At 65.9% G+C, this 18,300-nt stretch carries 13 protein-coding genes; 9 read left to right on the top strand and 4 right to left on the bottom strand.

The annotated features are described in order from the left end of the window. Positions 1-21: 21 nt before the first annotated feature. The gene (locus tag OLSU_RS06685; RefSeq protein WP_013252191.1) at positions 22-951 is read right to left on the bottom strand and encodes a zinc dependent phospholipase C family protein; all 930 of its coding nucleotides are present in this window, start codon (positions 949-951) and stop codon (positions 22-24) included. An 81-nt stretch (positions 952-1,032) separates the two neighbouring features. Beyond that, positions 1,033-3,123, bottom strand: coding sequence for a glutamine synthetase III family protein (locus OLSU_RS06680; protein ID WP_013252190.1), 2,091 nt, complete (start codon positions 3,121-3,123; stop codon positions 1,033-1,035). Positions 3,124-3,706: 583 nt separating this feature from the next. Here OLSU_RS06680 and OLSU_RS06675 point away from each other — a divergent pair. From OLSU_RS06675 to OLSU_RS06660, 4 genes are all read left to right on the top strand, one after another. Then, positions 3,707-5,215 carry an NAD(P)/FAD-dependent oxidoreductase gene (locus OLSU_RS06675; protein ID WP_013252189.1) on the top strand — a complete coding sequence of 503 codons (1,509 nt, stop codon included), beginning with the start codon at positions 3,707-3,709 and terminating at the stop codon, positions 5,213-5,215. Between the two features lie 185 nt (positions 5,216-5,400). After that, positions 5,401-8,169: a DNA polymerase I gene (gene polA / locus OLSU_RS06670; RefSeq protein ID WP_013252188.1), complete on the top strand. Its 2,769-nt coding sequence runs from the start codon at positions 5,401-5,403 to the stop codon at positions 8,167-8,169. Positions 8,170-8,300: 131 nt separating this feature from the next. Then, a complete protein-coding gene (rnhA, locus tag OLSU_RS06665) occupies positions 8,301-8,783 on the top strand; it encodes a ribonuclease HI (RefSeq protein ID WP_041549456.1) in 483 nt (160 codons plus the stop codon). 95 nt (positions 8,784-8,878) lie between these two features. After that, positions 8,879-9,256: a heavy-metal-associated domain-containing protein gene (locus OLSU_RS06660; RefSeq protein ID WP_013252186.1), complete on the top strand. Its 378-nt coding sequence runs from the start codon at positions 8,879-8,881 to the stop codon at positions 9,254-9,256. A 32-nt stretch (positions 9,257-9,288) separates the two neighbouring features. On the opposite strand, the gene OLSU_RS06655 is transcribed toward OLSU_RS06660, so the two are convergent. After that, entirely contained in the window at positions 9,289-10,605 is a 1,317-nt protein-coding gene (locus OLSU_RS06655) for an L-cysteine desulfidase family protein (RefSeq protein WP_013252185.1), read from the bottom strand. Between the two features lie 129 nt (positions 10,606-10,734). Next, positions 10,735-11,481 carry an HAD family hydrolase gene (locus OLSU_RS06650; protein WP_013252184.1) on the bottom strand — a complete coding sequence of 249 codons (747 nt, stop codon included), beginning with the start codon at positions 11,479-11,481 and terminating at the stop codon, positions 10,735-10,737. Between the two features lie 388 nt (positions 11,482-11,869). Here OLSU_RS06650 and rpsA point away from each other — a divergent pair, with 388 nt between their 5' ends. The 5 genes from rpsA to OLSU_RS06625 all read left to right on the top strand — a co-directional run bounded on the left by rpsA (position 11,870) and on the right by OLSU_RS06625 (position 18,298). Further along, positions 11,870-13,048 (top strand): 30S ribosomal protein S1, encoded by a 1,179-nt coding sequence (gene rpsA, locus OLSU_RS06645; RefSeq protein ID WP_013252183.1) that lies wholly within the window; start codon positions 11,870-11,872, stop codon positions 13,046-13,048. Between the two features lie 474 nt (positions 13,049-13,522). Then, positions 13,523-15,148 carry an ABC transporter substrate-binding protein gene (locus OLSU_RS06640; RefSeq protein WP_013252182.1) on the top strand — a complete coding sequence of 542 codons (1,626 nt, stop codon included), beginning with the start codon at positions 13,523-13,525 and terminating at the stop codon, positions 15,146-15,148. 151 nt (positions 15,149-15,299) lie between these two features. Then, positions 15,300-16,235 (top strand): ABC transporter permease, encoded by a 936-nt coding sequence (locus OLSU_RS06635; RefSeq protein WP_013252181.1) that lies wholly within the window; start codon positions 15,300-15,302, stop codon positions 16,233-16,235. Beyond that, positions 16,235-17,191: an ABC transporter permease gene (locus OLSU_RS06630; protein WP_013252180.1), complete on the top strand. Its 957-nt coding sequence runs from the start codon at positions 16,235-16,237 to the stop codon at positions 17,189-17,191. The genes OLSU_RS06635 and OLSU_RS06630 overlap by 1 nt, the downstream gene beginning before the upstream one ends. A 12-nt stretch (positions 17,192-17,203) precedes the next feature. Then, positions 17,204-18,298 carry an ABC transporter ATP-binding protein gene (locus tag OLSU_RS06625; protein ID WP_013252179.1) on the top strand — a complete coding sequence of 365 codons (1,095 nt, stop codon included), beginning with the start codon at positions 17,204-17,206 and terminating at the stop codon, positions 18,296-18,298. Positions 18,299-18,300: the final 2 nt, after the last annotated feature.

The following is an 18,300-nucleotide window of genomic DNA, read 5'->3' as shown; positions in this document are numbered from 1 at the left end:
CTCCCGGCGACGGAGGCCGGGCTACTCGCTCGTGGGCTCCCCGTCGTAATTGCGCTTGCCCGTGACGGCACGCAGCGCGCGGGCGTCGCCCTTCACGTAGCTCTCGGCCATGGCCTCCCAGCGGTCCAGGGCCGAGAAGAACAGGTCAGGGAAGCTCTCGCTGCTCGGGGCGCCCGTGTAGGGGTCATGCCACTCGTGGTGCGAGAGGTTTGCTGCGGCGCAAGCGTCGCTCGTGGTGTCGTGGTGAGCCAGCGCCTGTGCGCGCGAGTGCGAGCGGAAGATGCGCTCGACCAGCGCGATGGCATCCGTCCTCAGTCCGCTGCCGTCATCGATGACCCGGTAGACGAGCTCGTAGTCGCCTACGGCCCCGCCGTAGGCGTTGGCGGGGATCGAGAGGTCGAAGACCTGCCAGGCGACCTGGGCGACCATCGCACCGGCCACGCGCTCGATGCGACCGGTGCGTGCGAGGTTGAGCGAGACGGGGTGTTCGGAGACGGTCTGGTGACGGTAGGCCCACAGGAGCCAGGAGTCGATGTCGCTCTCGATCACGGCATGAACGTCGCCACCCGCATCCTCCAGCCCTACGCCCGCCTCGCAGATGGCATTCTGCTGCGCGTAGACGAACGGGTGGGCCGTGCTGTCCAACAGGTAGTGGCCCAGCATGCCCAGGGCGAAGGCGCGACCGATGGTCTTGTCCCGTTCGGGCAGGTGACTCACCGCGTCGCGCAACGCCAGGAGGGCCTCGGTTACCTGGGACCTATGCATGGCGTGCGCCAGCTGGTGGCAGGCGCGTGCCACATCCGGTCGTGTGGAGAAGCACGCAAAGAGCGGGTCGGGGCCCTGGTTCCCCAATAGGAACGAGAGCATCTCCTCCTGGTTCGAGACGATGCCCTCGGGCAGGAGCGAGACTGCCTCCTCGCCAAACAGGTGGTGCGTGATGAGAGCGGGCATGATCCCCCCAGACGTCCTTGTCTATGCGGATGCTCCCCCTAGGGTAGCCCATTCGCGCCGTACGGTGCCCCTGCGCCTCCCCTACACGTAGAAGAGCATCTTGTTGTAGCTGGGGACGGGCCAGTAGTCGGTGCCACAGATCATCTCCATCGCATCGACGGCCGCCCGCAGGGTCACCATCTTGGGGATGACGCTGTCACGATAGTAGTCGTCCTGCTCGCGACAGTCCTCGATGGACTGCGCATGCCTGTTGTCCTCGTCGAGGGCGGCCACGGCGGAGTAGATCTCGTTGATGCCGCCCGTGAGCGTGGTGACGACCTCCCTCTCGGCCCTGCTCTCGATGCCGATCTCGGCCTTGGTGGCGACGGAGGTCGCGATGTCGCCCGAGTAGTCGAAGAGCGCCGGCAGGTACATATGGCGCACCATGTACACCATGGTGTTGGCCTCGATGTTGATGAGCTTGGCGTACTGTTCGGCCTGAGCCACGTAGCGGGCGCGCGTCTCGGTCTCGGTCAGGACGCCGTACCTCTCGAGGAAGGCGATGTTCTTGGGATCGACCATGCAAGGCAGCGCGTCTGGAGTGGTCTTGTTGTTGAGCAGGCCACGCCCCTCGGCCTCCTGCTCCCATGCCTGCGAGTAGCCGTTGCCGTCGAAGAGGATGCGCTGGTGGTCGCGGAAGGTGTGGCGCACGAACTGCAGGGCCGCCGCCATGAACTCGAGATCGCCGTGGGTCTCGACGTAGCTGCAGAAGCGGTCGCACTGCTCGGCCACGGCGGTGTTGAGGATGATGTTGGGGTCCGAGAGGTTCTGCTGGCTGCCACACATGCGGAACTCGAACTTGTTGCCGGTGAAGGCGAAGGGGCTCGTGCGGTTGCGGTCGGTGTTGTCTCGCAGGATGTCGGGCAGCGCGGGGACGCCCAGGTCGACGCGCTCGCGGTCGTGGGACTCTGCGTGCTCCTTCTTGATGAGCGCCTCGACGACCGGCGTGAGGGCGTCGCCCAGGAAGACAGAGATGATGGCGGGGGGCGCCTCGTTGGCGCCCAGGCGATGGTCGTTCCCCGCCGAGGCGACGCTTGCGCGCAGCAGGTCGGCATGGTCGTCGACGGCAGCGACCAGGAAGGCGAGGAACACCAGGAACTGCAGGTTGTCCTCGGGGTCGTCTCCTGGCTCGAGGAGGTTCTCGCCGTCGGCGGACAAGGACCAGTTGTCGTGCTTGCCAGACCCGTTCACGTACTCGAAGGGCTTCTCGTGCTCCAGGCAGGCCAGGCCGTAGTGGGTTGCCAGGAGCTTGAGCTTTTCCATGGTGAGCAGGTTGTCATCGATCGCGAGAGGCCCCTGCTCGAAGATGGGCGCAAGCTCGTGCTGGCAGGGGGCCACCTCGTTGTGCTTGGTGCGCACGGGAATGCCAAGCTTCCAGAGTTCGTCGTCGACCTCCTTCATGAAGGCGTTGACCGAGGGTCGGATGGCGCCGAAGTAGTGCTCCTCAAGCTCCTGGCCCTTGGCGGGCTCGCAACCAAAGAGCGTGCGGCCGCAGAGGATGAGGTCGGGGCGGGCCTTGTAGTCGTCCTCCTGGATCAGAAAGTACTCCTGCTCGGGGCCGCAGGTGGTGACGACGCGACGGGGCTCCTTGCCAAAGAGCGCCAGCACACGCTTCGTCTGCTCCTCGAGGGCGACCTCGGAACGCAGGAGCGGGGTCTTCTTGTCCAGGGCCTCTCCCGTGTAGCTGATGAAGGCGGTGGGGATGCAGAGCACCTCGTCCTTGATGAAGGCGGGGCTCATGGGGTCCCAGACGGTGTAGCCGCGGGCCTCGAACGTGGCGCGCAGGCCGCCGTTGGGGAAGCTGGAGGCATCGGGCTCCCCCTGCACCAGCTCCTTGCCCGAGAACGCCATGAGAACGGTGCCGTCGGACTTGGGGTTGATGAAGCTGTCGTGCTTCTCGGAGGTGATGCCCGTCAGGGGCTGGAACCAGTGGGTGAAGTGCGTCGCGCCCTTCTCGAGCGCCCACTCCTTCATGGCGTGGGCGACCTCGTTGGCGATGTCGAGGTCGATGTCCTTGCCCTCGTCTATGACGCGCCGCAGCTCCTTGTAGGTGGGCTTGGGCAGACGCTGCTGCATGTCCGCATCGGTGAATACCAGGCTGCCGTATTCCTCGGATACCTTGTCTGTTGCCATGAGGGCTTTCTCTCCTTACCGGGTGTCCAGACTACAGAAGCGTTGAGTGCAAAGGGCGTTGAGTACAGAAAACGTTGAGTCGGCATACCGGGACCATGCTGCCACACTACCGAGTCCATGCTGCCACAATCGCACCCTCTTGTCTCTGGACTCGTGGTATTTCGAGGTGCTCGCCATCTTGTGCACACTTGGCCAGGCATTGAGACTCGCATGGGGCCTTCGCGCACATCGCCTCACGTAGCCCCTCGGGCAGCCTACCGCATGGCCCAGCACCAACGGATCCCGTTCGTTGGATTGCGGAGAAGGGCGTATGAGCCCCTGACCTGGCTGCATGTCCAGCAACGCGCCTGTCGCGCCGCTCTTCGCGCTCCTCTCGCACCCGTTCCCCATGTCCCCTCTTCCATAATTGCTATAGATTTAATAACATAATTGGCGCCGAAGACCGCGAGGGGTACTGCGGCTCGTGAATCGGGCCCCGAACCCCAGGCGTCGTGCGCGAAGCATCGTCGCCGCCGACGCCGCGCCGTCGCCGGGCGGCGGCACGAGCAAGAGCACGCAGCCATCAAGCAGGAGGGAACCCACCATGTTCGACCACACCGACCACATCCGCGCAGACCGTCCCACCCCAAGGCCCGCCTTTGGGCCTGGCGCTGCCCCCAGCCCTGACGCGCTCGCCGCCGCCTCGTCCGCTCGCGCCGCATGCGACCAGAAGGTCGTTGCGGTCGTGGGATGCACCCATGCCGGCACCTTCGCGACCCAGTCCATCCTGGCCCAGCATCCCAGCTGGCAGGTCCATGTGTTCGAGCGCAATGACACCCTCTCCTTCCTCTCCTGCGGCATCGCGCTCTGGGTGGGCAACAACGTCTCCGACCCCAGGCGCATGTTCTACTCGTCCCCCGAGGCCCTGGCCTCGCTCGGCGCGACCATGCACATGCGCTGCGATGTCACGTCCGTCGATCTTGCCGCAAAGACGCTCGCCTGGCGCGGCATCGACTCGGGCGAGACGGGCACCCTGGCATTCGACAAGATCGTGGCGGCCACGGGGTCAAAGCCGGTCCTTCCGCCCATCCCCGGTTTGGCCGAAGGCCTCGGGATCGGACGCGTCCTGCGCTGCAAGAACTGGGACGACGGCAGGGCCATCAAGGAAAAGGTCGCCGTGGCCGCCTCCGTGGCCGTGGTGGGCGCCGGCTACATCGGAGCCGAACTGGCCGAGCAGATCTCCCTCATGGGGGCGAGGGTCACGCTCATCGATGGCCTCGGCCGCGTCTTGGCCAAGAACTTCGATGCCGACGTGACCAAACTCGTCGAGGAGGCCTATGCGGCCCATGGCGTCGAGCTGGCACTGGGCCAGGTGGTCGAGCGCGTCTCGGCCGATGCGGACGGTGTCACCGTGGTCTCGGGCGGACGCGAGCGCCGCGTGGACTACCTGATCATGGCGGCGGGCTTCCTCCCGCGCACCGACCTCTTCTCCGGCATGCTCGACATGCTGCCAAACGGCGCCATCAAGGTGGACGAGTACATGCGCGCCACGCCCCTCGCTGCCGACGGCACGCCCGAGGCGGAGTCGAGCCCAGACGTCCTTGCTGCGGGCGACAGCGCGACGGTGCTCTACAACCCCACGGGCAAGCCCGACTACATCCCGCTGGCAACCAACGCCGTGCGCCAGGGCCTGCTTGTCGGCGCCAACATAGCAGCGCCCACCCAGGCGTATCGGGGTACCCAGTCCACCTCGGCCGTGCAGCTCTATGGCCTCTCGCTTGCCGCAACGGGTCTGACCGCGGGCCACGCCGAGGCCCTGGGCATGCGCCTGCGCTCAACCACCCTCGTGCAGGACTACCGCCCGGATTTCATGCTCACCACCGAGCCGGTGACCTGTATCCTGACCTGGGATCCCGCGACGCGCGAGGTCAAGGGTGCGCAGTTCGCCTGTCCCCACGACGTCTCCCAGGCCGCCAATGCCGTCTCCATCGCCATCCACAACCACAACACCATCGACGACCTGGCCGCCTTCGACTTCCTCTTCCAGCCCAACTTCTGCCAGCCAGTCAACTACCTGGGCGCCGTCGCCATGCAGGCGGTGGCCGAGGGGTAGCAGCCGCCAGAGCGGCATCGATCGGGTGGGGAGGGATGCCACGGCACCGGGGTCGTGCCCGGCACGTCCGTCCTGGGGCAATGCGCGGCTGATGCCGCGCGTCGCCCCCGCCCGCTACAATGGGGTGCACCGTACATGCGGGGGGCATCCCTCGCCGGGACGCGACCTCACAAGGAGCATCACCCATGCCAGACCTGCCAACGCCCGAATCCGCCAGCGCCGTGTCCGCCAGCATGCCGATCGGCGAGCCCGCACCACCCAGCGCCTCCGCGTCAGCCGCTGCCCCGACGCGCCGCACCATCGCCGTCATCGACGGCAACTCGCTGATGCACCGCGCGTTCCACGCCATCCGCCAGCCCATGAGCGCGCCCGACGGCCGGGCGACCAATGCGCTCTTCGGCTTCTTCAACATGCTCGTCAAGCTCGTCGACTCGTTCTCGCCCGATGGCGTCATCTGTGCCTTCGACAAGGGCAAGCCTCAGGTTCGCATCGACATGCTGCCCCAGTACAAGGCCCAGCGCCCGCCCATGGACGAGAGCCTCCACGAGCAGTTCCCCATGGTCAAGGACCTGCTGCGGGCGCTCGACGTGCCCGTGGTCGAGCTGGCCGGCTGGGAGGGCGACGACATCCTGGGCACCCTCGCGCGCCGCGGGGAGGCCGCCGGCTACGAGATGCTGCTCTTCACGGGTGACCGTGACATGTACCAGCTCGCGACCGAGAACGTGAAGATCGTCTCCACCAAGAAGGGCGTCTCCGACGTCGCCATCATGACGCCGGAGTCCGTCGACGACCTCTACCACGGCATCACACCCGACCTCGTGCCCGACTTCTACGGCCTCAAGGGCGACGGCTCGGACAACATCCCCGGCGTGCCGGGCATCGGCCCCAAGAAGGCGGCCGCCCTCATCGTGCAGTACGGCAGCCTCGACGAGGTCATCGCCCACGCAGACGAGGTCAGGGGCAAGATGGGCGAGAGCCTGCGGGCCCATGTGGACGACGCCCTGCTCAGCCGCAAGGTGGCCACCATCCGCACCGACGCGCCGATCGAGTTCGACTTCGACGACGCGCGCTTCCCGACCTTCGATGCGGCCGAGGTGAGCGCGGCCTTCTCGGCGTTGGGCTTCACGGGCATGATCAGGCGCCTGGTTCGCATGGGGGCGGGGGAGGGGAGTGCCCCCATGGCTGCCAGCGAGCCCTCGCTCCCCGTTTCCGAGCCAGTCGGCGGTGCCGACGCCCGCGCCCTCCTCGAGGACGCCCTTGCGTCCGGGGAGTGGGTGGGTGCCGCCATCGAGCTGCCGCAGCGGAAGCGTGGCCAGGCCTCGCTCTTCGATGAGGAGCCGCGACCCGTTCTTTGGCTGGCGTCCGAGAAGGGCCTCGCGCACCTCGACGGGGACGACCTCCCCCTTGCCATCGTGCGCCTGGTGCGTGAGGGCAAGGTCGCCTCAGACGATGTCAAGGCCCTCGTCCACCAGGTCTACCCGTCCGATTCGGCTGAGAGGGCCGCCCTCGACGTCACGGACGTCGACCACCGCCGCGTCTTCGACGTCGCGGTGGCGGGCTACCTCCTCGACTCGGATGCCGCGTCCTTCTCGGTGGCCGACCTCGTGTCGCGCGAGATGGACATGTCCCTGCCCGAGCCCACCGACGAGCTTCCCCAGGCCGCCCTCGACGCCGTGGGGGCTTGGGCCCTGTGCCCGCTTCTGGCAAGGCGCCTCGAGGAGGATGGCTCGAAGGGGTTGTTCTGCGACCTGGAGATGCCGCTTCTGCGTGTGCTGCTGCAGATGGAGCGCACTGGGCTGCATGCCGACGCGGGCAGGCTGGCCGAGCAGTCGCGGGAGCTTGGTTCCGAGATCGATTGCATGGTCGCCACGATCAAGGCCGACGCGGACGAGGACTTCAACATGGACTCGCCGCAGCAGCTCTCCCACGTGCTGTTTGACGTGTGGGGCCTGCCGACCTTCGGGCTCAAGAGGACCAAGAAGGGCTTCTATTCGACCAACGCCAAGACCCTCGAGGACCTTGCCCAGCAGGACGGGCGCGTGCGCATGATCCTGGACTACCGCGAGCGTGCCAAGATCAAGAGCACCTACCTCGACGCGCTGCCGGCCGACATCCGTCGCGACGGGCGCATCCACACCACTCTCAACCAGACCGTGGCCGCGACGGGTCGCCTCTCGAGCTCCGCGCCCAACCTGCAGAACATCCCCACACGTTCCGAACTGGGCCATCGCGTGCGGACCGCCTTCACCGTGCCGGAGGGCTCGGTCTTCCTGGCGTGTGACTACTCCCAGATCGAGCTGCGCCTCCTGGCGCACCTCTCGGCGGACGGGCACCTGGTGGGCGCCTTCAACTCGGGCGCAGACTTCCATGCGGCGACCGCCGCGCGCGTCTTTGGGGTGCCGGTGGAGGAGGTCACGCCGCAGCTGCGCAGTCGGGCGAAGGCCGTCAACTTTGGCATCGTGTACGGACAGCAGGCCTTTGGCCTGGCATCCTCGCTCAGGATCGGCCGTGCGGAGGCCCAGGAGATGATCGACCGCTACTTCGAGGCCTACCCCGGCGTCCGTGCGTACCTGGACCAGAGCGTCGACTTCGCGCGCAAGCGGGGCTATGCCGTCACCATGTATGGTCGCAAGCGTCACATCAGGGACATCAACGCCCGCAACTTCCAGCTGCGCTCCTTCGCCGAGCGAACGGCCATGAACCACCCCATGCAGGGCACGGCCGCCGACATCATCAAGCTTGCGATGGTGCGCGTGGCCGAGCGCCTGCGGCAGGAGGGCCTTAGGTCCAAGCTCGTGCTGCAGATCCACGACGAGTTGGACTTCGAGGTACCCAAGGACGAGATCGAGGTCCTCTCTAAGCTGGTGAAGGAGACCATGGAGGGCGTCTGCGAGTTGCGCGTGCCCCTCCTGGCCGACGTCTCCTACGGCGCCAACTGGGCGGAGGCCAAGTGATGCCGAGCTTCGACGAGTTCATGCGAGAGCGGCGTCGCCCCGTTGCCGCGGGCGAGTCGGTGGATGTGGGCCGGGCTCCTGGCGCAGAGGGGGTGGCGGCCCCCCCTCGCCCACGCGTCGCCGCGGGGCCGATGCGCGTCGTGGCGTGGACCGATGGCTCCTCGCGCGGCAATCCCGGCCCCGGGGGCTACGGGGCGGTCCTCCTCTACCGCGACCCTGCGGGAGTCGTGCATCGCCGTGAGTTCAGCCAGGGATACCGCCGTACGACCAACAACCGCATGGAGCTGCTGGGCGTGATCGTCGCGCTCGAGGCGCTCAGGCGTCCCTGCGAGGTGGAGGTCCATTCCGATTCGCAGTACGTTTGCAACGCGTTCAACAAGAACTGGGTGACGGGGTGGCTCAGGCGCGGCTGGAGGAACGCACAGAAGCAACCGGTGAAGAACGTGGACCTGTGGAAGCGCCTGCTTGCGGCCAAGGAGCCCCACCAGGTGAGCTTCGTCTGGGTCAAGGGCCATGCGGGCACCGAGCTCAACGAGCGCTGCGACCAGCTGGCGACCTCTGCGGCCGATGGCGCGTCAGGACCTCTGCTGGACGATCGCGGCTTCACGGACTAGGGCCGGGACGGACGTCGCTCGGGAAGGCCGGAGACGTGTGCGGAGAAGAACGGGTATAGTTCTCTCTGGTAAACAAATATCCAGAGGGGGCCTCCATGAATCCAGCCGATCTCATCATCATCGCGATCGTTCTCGCAGTCGTCGCTCTGGGTGCGCGCAGGATCATCGAAACGGCCACCGGCAGGCGGAGCTGCTGCTCGGGCGATGCCAAGAGCTCGGCCAGGCGCTTCAGGGACGTCAAGATCGTGGATACCGATGAGAGCCACTATCCCTATAAGGCTGACTTCACGGTGGCGGGCATGACCTGCGACCACTGCGCGCGCAACGTCACCGCCGCGCTTGACTCCATCGCCGGCACCTGGGCGACGGTCGACCTGGAAAGCCGTCAAGCCCATGTCCTCTCCAAGAACCCTATCGATGTCGACTCCTACAGGGACGTCGTGAGCGAGGCCGGCTATCGCATCATCGCGTGAGGCTGGGTGTCCCTTGCCGTCCCGCTCCCGTGTCATGCGCCCGTGAGGTCCGTCTTGCCGATCATGATGTTGAGAATCTCTACGTCGGTGGGGTGCATTCCCACGCGTCCCACATAGCCCATGGAGCGGATGGTCTCCTCGGCGTTCTTGCCCACCAGCCCGTCGCCCGCGAGGAAGTTGTCGTCGGCCAGGGCCATGTCGCAGCCTAGGATGGCCGCGTCCACCGCTGCGCAGATCTTGGCCGCGCAGCTGGGCTTGGCCCCGTCGCACACGATGCCGCCCACGTTTGCCAGGGTGTTCACGATGGTCGCCTCGAACTGGGCAAACGATCCACCCCGCAGGTAGCAGATGCCGCCGCCTGCGCCGCAGCCGGCGGAGACCGCCCCGCAGAACGCGGACAGCTCGCCGATGAAGTACTTCACATGCACGGCGGTGAGATCGCTGAGGACCACGGCGCGCACGAGCGTCTCGTGGTCCGCCCACAGGTCGTGCGCGTATTCGAGGACGGGCTGCGAGCAGGTGATGCCCTGGTTTCCGCTGCCGCAACAGATCATCACGGGCAGGGGGCAGCCGCTCATGCGCGCGTCGGAACCCGCCGCCGCGGCCGCGCGGGCCTTGGTGCTGATGTCGTTAGGCCGGCTCTTGAGCAGGGTCGAACCGATGTTGGCACCCCAGCGTCCCGAGAGGCCCTCGCTCGAGATGGCCTGGTTCATCCCGATCTGGTGACTGATGAGGGCGTCCACGTCCCCCAGCCGGAACTCATGCGCGAACTCCCAGATGGAGGCCAGGGTGATGGCCCCGCGGTCGGCGGAGTCCGCATTTGCGTCCGTCCCCGGTGCGCCTGCGGCCGTCGCCGTGATGCCGGCGGCGACGGTGGGCCTGCCGTCGTAGCTGAGCTCGGTGACGTTGGTGTGGCGCTCCTCGATGCAGGCGACGGCCGTGTGGCCGCCCGCCGCCGCACTGACGCGCACGTACAGGTTGGGCACGCCCTCCGCCAGCTCGACGATGCAGTAGCCAGGGTCCTCGAGCAGGTCCTTCGTGCGCTCCACGTCCTCGGGCCGAACAGCCTGCAGCACCTCGAGCGATGCGGTGGGATCGCCGCCCAGGGCCCCGAGCGTCGCGGCGGCCTCTATGCCGCGCATGCCGCCCGAGTTGGGCACGGTCACGCTCTTCACGTTCTTGATGATGTTGCCCGAGCAGGCGACCTCCAGGTGCTCGGGACGCTCGCGCAGCGCGGCGCGCGCGAGCGCGGCGGCGAGCGCGACGGCGATGGGCTCCGTGCAGCCCAGGGCGCAGACGAGCTCCTCCTCGAGGATGGCGACGTGGTTGCGATAGGCGGATGCTTCCATGGGTGCTCCTGGTATGGGTGGGACGCTGGAATGCGTGCGATCGGTCGGACGAGGCCAGGGCGCGGTACGCCGGGGTACGACGCCTCCGGACAGTATCGCATCACGCATGGCCCATGTCACGGGCCCCACCTATGTCCCTGCGGCGTCCTCGGCATTCAGCTTCGCCACCAGTTCAGGCAGATGGTCCCCCAGCTCGCGGATGCTTCCGCGGAACACCCCCTTGCCAGGCAGCCCGTGTCCCACGTAGGCGGTGCGCAACCCGCAGTCGGGACGCGCGAAGTCGCGTCCCGCGTCGTTTCCGACCATGAGGCACTCCTGTGGCGTGAGACCCAAGGTGCAGCAGAACTCCTGGTAATAGTGGGCGTTCGGTTTGGTGCGCGTGGAGTTTCCCGCATGTGAGACGAGCCTGAAGTCGATGTCATCGACCTCTGCCCAACGCATGCGCACGAGGTCCGTCTCCAGCGAGAACACGGGCTGCGTCGCCAATGCGACGGCGAGGCCGAGGGATTGCGCGATCTCGATCGTGCGTCGGGCGCCCGCGCGGGGACGAGCCTGCACCAGGCCGCCCCTGAGGCGCTCGATGTAGATGGCGTCGAAGAAGGAAAGCGCGTCCGCGAGGGCGGGCTCGCCCAGGGGAATGCCGCAGAGCTCGGCCATCCGAGCCGCCATGAACTGCTCGTTCGTGAGGGCATCCTGGCGGTCGCCCCTGTCGACGTCCAGGTAGGAACGTCCCTGTGCCCAGACCACCTTGGGAAGGGGAGTCCGCGTGGCATACGCCAGCAGCCGGCAGCGGCCCGAGAGGTAGCGTGCCATGAATGCCGACAGGTTGATGTCGAGCAGCGTGTCATCCAGGTCAAAGAGCACTGCCTTGATCACCGCGTTGCCTCCCTCCTCCGTTTGTCGGGTCCCGTGGCAGGCCCCGCGCCGGGCGACATGCCGAGACCAGCCCTGCCGTCCCGGGCGCCATGGCCGTCCCGGGCGCTATGGGCAAGTGTGCCCAGACGTCCGTCTCCATTGTGTCCAAGGCGAGAGGAAAATTTGGTCTGGGCGTGAAAATCGCCCATCAACGACGTAATTTGCCTCTCCGCAGCTTGAAAACCACGCGTCTGTAAAGGTATCCTGTCCTGTGCATGGGCAGCGCGTCCGTGCACCTGTATCTGTAGGCCCCCGAGAGCATGTAAGTTTCCAACTGCGCAAGGCATCCGTCGCGCGCCCGGCAGCGATCATGTTGATCGGGGCCCCGTTTTTCGAAAGGGGTCCACCTTTGAGTGAGATTCAGAACTCGTCCATCTTCTCTCTGGATGACATGTCCGACGAGGAGATGAACAGCCTCATCGACGGTACCATCACCGACTTCGATGAGGGCGATCTGGTGACGGGTACCGTCGTCAAGATCGAGCACGATGAGGTTCTGCTGGACATCGGCTTCAAGTCCGAGGGCGTCATTCCCTCCCGCGAGCTCTCCATCCGCAAGGACGTCAACCCCGAGGAGGTCGTCGCCCTTGGTGACACCATCGAGGCGCTTGTCCTCCAGAAGGAGGACAAGGAGGGTCGCCTGATCCTCTCCAAGAAGCGTGCCGAGTACGAGCGCGCCTGGAACCGCGTCGAGGAGAAGTTCAACGCCGGCGAGAACGTCGAGGGCGAGGTCATCGAGGTCGTCAAGGGTGGTCTCATCCTCGACATCGGCCTGCGCGGTTTTCTGCCCGCATCCCTCGTCGACCTCCGTCGCGTCAAGGACCTCAACGCCTACATGGGCACCCGCATCGAGGCCCGCGTCATCGAGATGGATCGCAACCGCAACAACGTCGTCCTCTCCCGTCGCGTCGTCCTCGAGGAGGCCCGCAAGGCCGAGCGCTCCGAGATCCTCTCGAAGCTTCAGCCGGGCATGCGCCTCAAGGGCACCGTCTCCTCGATCGTCGACTTCGGCGCCTTCGTCGACCTTGGTGGCATCGACGGCCTCATCCACATCTCCGAGCTCTCCTGGAACCACGTCAACCATCCCTCCGAGGTCGTCAAGGTCGGCCAGGAGGTCGAGGTCCAGGTCCTCGATGTCGATCTCAACCGCGAGCGCATCTCCCTCGGCCTCAAGCAGACCACCGAGGATCCCTGGCGTACCCTCGTCAAGAAGTACCCGGTCGGCGCCATCGTCGAGGGTTCTGTCACCAAGCTCGTCACCTTCGGCGCCTTCGTCGACCTTGGTGACGGGGTCGAGGGCCTGGTACACATCTCCGAGATGGCCAAGCAGCACGTCGACGCTCCCGCGCAGGTCTGCGCTGTGGGCGACACCGTTCAGGTGAAGGTCATGGAGATCGATCTCGACCGTCGTCGCATCTCCCTGTCCATGAAGGCTGCTGCCGAGACGCTGGGCGTCGAGGTCGAAGTCAAGCCTCTGGACAAGCCCGAGGAGGACGAGGAGTCCGAGGAGGCACCCGTCGAGGAGTAGCCTCGTCTCGGCTTCCGGCGCTCCACGCGCCCGCCTATGGCATGTCATGTGCAGGCGGGGCCGCCCTAAGGCGACCCCGCCTCTCTGTGTGCAGTACAGGGTGTGCAACACAGGGCCTTCGATCTCTTGAGCGCATGACCGCTAACCTCGTATGAAATCGTTCTCAAGGCCCAAGTATGCGAGGTTAGCGGTCATCCGGCCCGCTGCGGACTGGCGGTCATCCGATTTGCGACAGGCTAGTGCGCAGGCGGGCAGCCCTGTCTGCCCCGACGACCGGTCGCGCCCCGTGCGTACGCCGGCCTCGATGGTCGGCCGAGGTATCTGCCGACCGATAACCGGTTGCCCCGAATAGCAATGTTAAGCAAACGTTTCCACCTGCCGACTGCGGCACTTCAAGCAACTATTGATGCCTCATAGTATCGAGGGCATAGCGTTGCATTGGCACATCTGCCTGTCTTGAGAAAGGTGCGATCCATGATGGAGAACCTCACACGCCGTAGCTTCCTGAAGGCGTCCGCGCTCACTGCCGGCGGTACGGCTGCCACGGCGGCACTCGCCGCCTGCGGTGGCAACACGGCTTCCCCCGAGTCCGCCAAGAAGGTCCTGAAGTTCGGTCAGGCCAACGCCAAGCAGGGTCTGGACATGCAGAAGTCCACCAACTCCGCCTCCTCCTCCATCGCCGACTCCATCTTCGAGTCACCCCTGCGCTGGACCGAGGACAACGAGCTCGTCACCTGCCTGCTGACCGAGATCCCCAGCTTCGAGGCAGACGGCGTCACCCTGCACTGCGAGCTCAAGGACGGCATCAAGTGCCATGACGGTTCGACGTTGACCGCCAATGACGTCAAGTACAGCTTCGAGCGCATGTTCACGCCGGCCACCGGTGCCAAGTCGACCTACATGTACGACAAGATCAAGGGTGCCAAGGAGATGCTTGCCGGTACCGCTACCGAGCTCGAGGGCCTCACGGTCGAGGACGACACCCACTTCACCTTCGTCCTCACCGATCCCATGGTCACCTTCGTCAACAACCTGGGCATCTCCTACGCCCACATCTTCCCGAAGGCCGCCTGCGAGGCCGCCGGCGACTCCTGGGGCTCCGGTACCAGCTGCGTGGGCTCCGGCAAGTACAAGGTCCAGTCCAACGACGACACCACCGAGGTCGTCCTGGAGAAGTTCGCTGACTACCACGATGGCGAGCCTGCCCTGGACGAGCTGCGCTACGTCTTCTATGACGACCTCAACACCAAGATGATGGCATTCAAGAACGGCGACATCGACTACACCGACCTCGACGCCTCCCTGCTCCAGCAGTACCAGAACGACCCGGACGTCAAGGACCTCATCACCCAGTACGAGACTCTGGGCACCCAGTTCGTGAACCTCAACCTGAGCGATGCCGCACTCCAGGACGTCCGCGTGCGTCAGGCGCTCTCGCTCGCCATCAACCGCCAGGAGCTCATCGACTCCATCGTCGGTGGCGCGGGCATCGCATGCTCCGGCTGGCTGGCCCCCCAGACCCCGGGCTTCGACAAGAGCGCCGCGGCGTTCGAGTACGACCCCGAGAAGGCCAAGTCCCTCCTCGCCGAGGCCGGCGTCTCGGGCCTGACGCTCTCCGCCAAGGTCCGTAACGGCATCAGCCAGAAGCAGCTCGTCGCCATCCAGGGCTACTGGAATGAGATCGGCGTCACCCTCGACGTCCAGGTCGAGGACAACGGCGTCTGGGCCCAGGACTGGGCCGACGGCAGCCTCCAGGTCACCGCGCTGGGCTGGTTCCCGCTCTATGCCGACGCCGACAACCACATGTACACCTACTTCTACAGCGAGAACGCCGCCAAGAAGTCCTCCTTCTACAACAATGCCGAGTTCGACCGTCTCGTAGCAGAGGCCCGCATCGAGCAGGACAAGGACAAGCGTGCCGACCTCTACAAGCAGGCCGACAACATCCTGACCCGCACCGACTTCGCCACCCTGCCGCTCTACTGGCCCAAGAACCAGTTCGTCGCCAAGGACTACGTCAAGGGGGCCAAGGTCGGCAACCTGATCTACCACATGATCGACGTCGACATCGACACCACAAAGGATGACTACTCGGCCTAGCCTGCGCGCCGTTCGCCTGCGTCCAGACGCAGCTGCCGACGCAAGCTAGCCAGGCGGGGCGCCGCACGTGCCTGCGGCGCCCCGCCGTGCGCAAGGGGCCTAGGGAGGAATCCTGCGCGTGGCCCGCGACCAAGAGGAGGGGAGAGGCCGAATGAGGGACTTTCTCGTAAAGAGAATCCTGCAGGCGGTAGGCGTGGTGATCTGCATCTCCGCCATCACGTTCTTCGTCCTCAACATCGTGCCGGGCGATCCCGTCCGCACCATGATGGGCGACATGGCCGACGAGCAGACGATCGAGCAGGTCAGGCACACGATGGGCCTGGACAGGCCCGTCCCCGAGCAGTATGCCACCTGGTTCTCCAACATGGTCAGGGGAGACTTCGGCACGTCGTACACCCAGAACAAGAGCGTCGCCCTGCTGATGGGCAACGCGTTCGCGGTCACCGTGCGGCTGGCGGGCTTCGCCTATCTCTTCGCCCTGGCCCTGGGCCTGGCGGTTGGCATCGTGTCGGCCGTCTGCCATGGTAGGGCGGCGGACCGCATCCTCATGGCCCTCTCCATCTTCGGCATATCGGCGCCGTCGTTCTGGGTGGCCATCATCATCCAGATCATCTTCGCGCTCAACCTCAGATGGTTCCCGCTCTCGGGCGTCAAGACCGCAGCGGCCTTCGTGCTGCCGGTCATCGCCTTGGGCACGCGCTACGCGGCATCCATCGCGCGCGTGACGCGCACCTCCATGCTGGACGTGCTGAACCAGGACTACATGCGCACGGCCGAGGCCAAGGGCCTCAGGAAGTGGTCCATCGTCATGGTCCACGGCCTGCGCAACGCCCTCATCCCCATCATCACCATCGCGGGCACGCAGCTGGGCGACATCTTCACCGGCTCCATCCTCATCGAGTCCGTCTTCGCCATGCCGGGCATGGGCAAGCTCCTGCTTGACGCCATCAACGCCCGCGACCTGCCCCTGATCGAGGGCGGGGTCATGTACATCGCAATCATCTGCGTCGTGGTCTACCTTCTCGTCGACATCCTGTATGCCGTCGTGGACCCACGCATCCGACTCGGAGGGGAGGCGGCGGAGTAATGGCACTGCTTTCAAGCGACAAGAGCGATGGCAGGGTCCAGGAGGCCGAGCGCATCGCGAAAGACGCCGTCCGGGCCCAGGAGGCCGAGGGGCCCCAGGCGGGCGGGCGGCGTGCCTCGAGCTACTGGGCGGTCAGCTGGAACATCTTCAAGCGCAACAGGCTCGGTGTGGCCTGCCTTGTCGTGGTCGCCCTGCTCGTTCTTGTGGCGCTGCTGGCACCTATGCTGGCGCCCTATGACCCCGACGCCCAAGAGCTCTCCAACATGCTGGCAGCACCCTCGTCGGCCCACGTCTTCGGCACCGACGAGTTCGGCCGCGACATACTCTCGCGCGTCATCTACGGTTGCCGCATCTCGCTCTCCGTCGGCGTCGTGTCCCAGCTCATCGCCTTGGTCATAGGCTTCCTTGCCGGCGTCTTCGCGGGCTACTTCGGAGGTAGGGTAGATGCGGTCGTCTCGTTCGCCATCCAGGTCTTCTCGAGCTTCCCGTTCCTGCTCTTTGCCATCGTCGTCATGTTCGTCATGGGGCCGGGCCTCGTGAACCTCTACGTGGCGCTCGGCCTTCTGATGTGGACGTCCACGGCGCGTCTCGTCCGCGGCGACGTCATGCGCCTCAAGGGCTCCGAGTACATCCAGTCCTGCATCCTCTCGGGTGGCAAGAGCTGGCGCATCATCATGAAGCACCTGCTGCCCAACTGCATATCGACGCTGATCGTCGTCTCGACGCTGGGCATCCCCAACGCCATCCTCTCGGAGGCCTCGCTCTCGTTTCTGGGCCTCGGCGTCCAGCCGCCCATGTCCAGCTGGGGCCAGATGATCTCGGCCTCCCAGCCCTACATCCAGTCGAACACCAACTACAGCGTCGTGCCCGGCATCGCCATCATCGTCACCGTCATGGCGTTCAACCTGCTCGGCGATGCCCTGCGTGATGCGCTCGACCCCAAGATGCGCTCGTAGGGGAGGGGGAACATGACCACAGCAGGCAAGCACCGCACCACCTCCGAGGTCGTTGCCGAGGAGTATCGCGGCGAGGCCAGGGAGCTCGCTCAGGAGCGGCTCGACGAGGACCGGGCCCGCGAGGTCCTTCTCCGCGTCAACAACCTGAGCGTCACCCTCTTCACCGAGGACGGGCACCTCCCGGCCATCACCGACCTCTCCTTCGTCATGCGCAAGGGGGAGACCCTGGCCGTCGTGGGCGAGTCGGGCTGCGGCAAGTCCATGTGCGCGCTCTCCATCATGGGGCTTTTGCCCCAGCCGCCCGCCAAGGTCACGGACGGCTCGATAGAGCTGGGCGGCGTCGACATGGTCAAGCTCACGGCCGAGGAGATGCGCCAGTACCGCGGCAGCAAGATCGGCATGATCTTCCAGGAGCCCATGACCTCGCTCAACCCGGTCATGACCGCAGGCAGGCAGATCCGCGAGGGCCTTCTGGTCCACAATCCCAAGATGGGCAAGAGGCAGGCCGACGAACGTGCCCTCGAGATGATCCGCCTCGTGGGCATCCCGGCGCCCGAGAAGGTCTTCAAGAGCTACCCGCACGAGCTCTCGGGCGGCATGCGCCAGCGCATCATGATCGCCATGGCCCTGGCCTCGCGTCCGTCGCTTCTGATCTGCGACGAGCCCACCACCGCCCTCGACGTCACCATCCAGGCTCAGATCCTGCAGCTCATCGACCGCATGCGCGAGGAGCTGGGAACGGCGGTCATGCTCATCACCCACGACATGGGCGTCGTCTCGGAGATGGCCGACTGGGTCCTGGTCATGTACGCCGGCCACAAGGTCGAGTACACCCTGGCGCCAGAGCTCTTCACCAACCCCCTACACCCCTATTCCAGGGGCCTCATCGACTCCATCCCGTCGCTCGACTCGTCGGTCGACACGCTCTACGCCATTCCCGGCAACGTCCCGATGCTGAACGAGATGCCGGTCGGCTGCCCGTTCCATCCGCGCTGCCCGTTCGCCAAGGACATCTGCCGCAAGCACGCGCCCGGGATGCTGCCCGTCGAGGGCGACGAGAACCACCTCGTGGCATGCTGGAAGTACACGAAGAGCTGGGGAGAGTAGCC

The sequence above is a fragment of the Olsenella uli DSM 7084 genome (assembly GCF_000143845.1).
GTDB lineage: Bacteria > Actinomycetota > Coriobacteriia > Coriobacteriales > Atopobiaceae > Olsenella > Olsenella uli.
The sequence above is the reverse complement of the archived record's forward strand: the minus strand, read 5'-3'. Positions and strand labels throughout refer to the sequence as shown.

What these genes read in the sequence shown, in the direction of transcription:
- OLSU_RS06635 (WP_013252181.1), top strand. Translation starts at nt 15,300, where the DNA reads ATGAGGGACTTTCTCGTAAAGAGAATCCTGCAGGCGGTAGGCGTGGTG.
- OLSU_RS06675 (WP_013252189.1), top strand. Translation starts at nt 3,707, where the DNA reads ATGTTCGACCACACCGACCACATCCGCGCAGACCGTCCCACCCCAAGG.
- OLSU_RS06630 (WP_013252180.1), top strand. Translation starts at nt 16,235, where the DNA reads ATGGCACTGCTTTCAAGCGACAAGAGCGATGGCAGGGTCCAGGAGGCC.
- OLSU_RS06625 (WP_013252179.1), top strand. Translation starts at nt 17,204, where the DNA reads ATGACCACAGCAGGCAAGCACCGCACCACCTCCGAGGTCGTTGCCGAG.
- OLSU_RS06685 (WP_013252191.1), bottom strand. Translation starts at nt 951, where the DNA reads ATGCCCGCTCTCATCACGCACCACCTGTTTGGCGAGGAGGCAGTCTCG.
- OLSU_RS06680 (WP_013252190.1), bottom strand. Translation starts at nt 3,123, where the DNA reads ATGGCAACAGACAAGGTATCCGAGGAATACGGCAGCCTGGTATTCACC.
- OLSU_RS06640 (WP_013252182.1), top strand. Translation starts at nt 13,523, where the DNA reads ATGATGGAGAACCTCACACGCCGTAGCTTCCTGAAGGCGTCCGCGCTC.
- polA (WP_013252188.1), top strand. Translation starts at nt 5,401, where the DNA reads ATGCCAGACCTGCCAACGCCCGAATCCGCCAGCGCCGTGTCCGCCAGC.
- rnhA (WP_041549456.1), top strand. Translation starts at nt 8,301, where the DNA reads ATGCGCGTCGTGGCGTGGACCGATGGCTCCTCGCGCGGCAATCCCGGC.
- OLSU_RS06655 (WP_013252185.1), bottom strand. Translation starts at nt 10,605, where the DNA reads ATGGAAGCATCCGCCTATCGCAACCACGTCGCCATCCTCGAGGAGGAG.
- OLSU_RS06660 (WP_013252186.1), top strand. Translation starts at nt 8,879, where the DNA reads ATGAATCCAGCCGATCTCATCATCATCGCGATCGTTCTCGCAGTCGTC.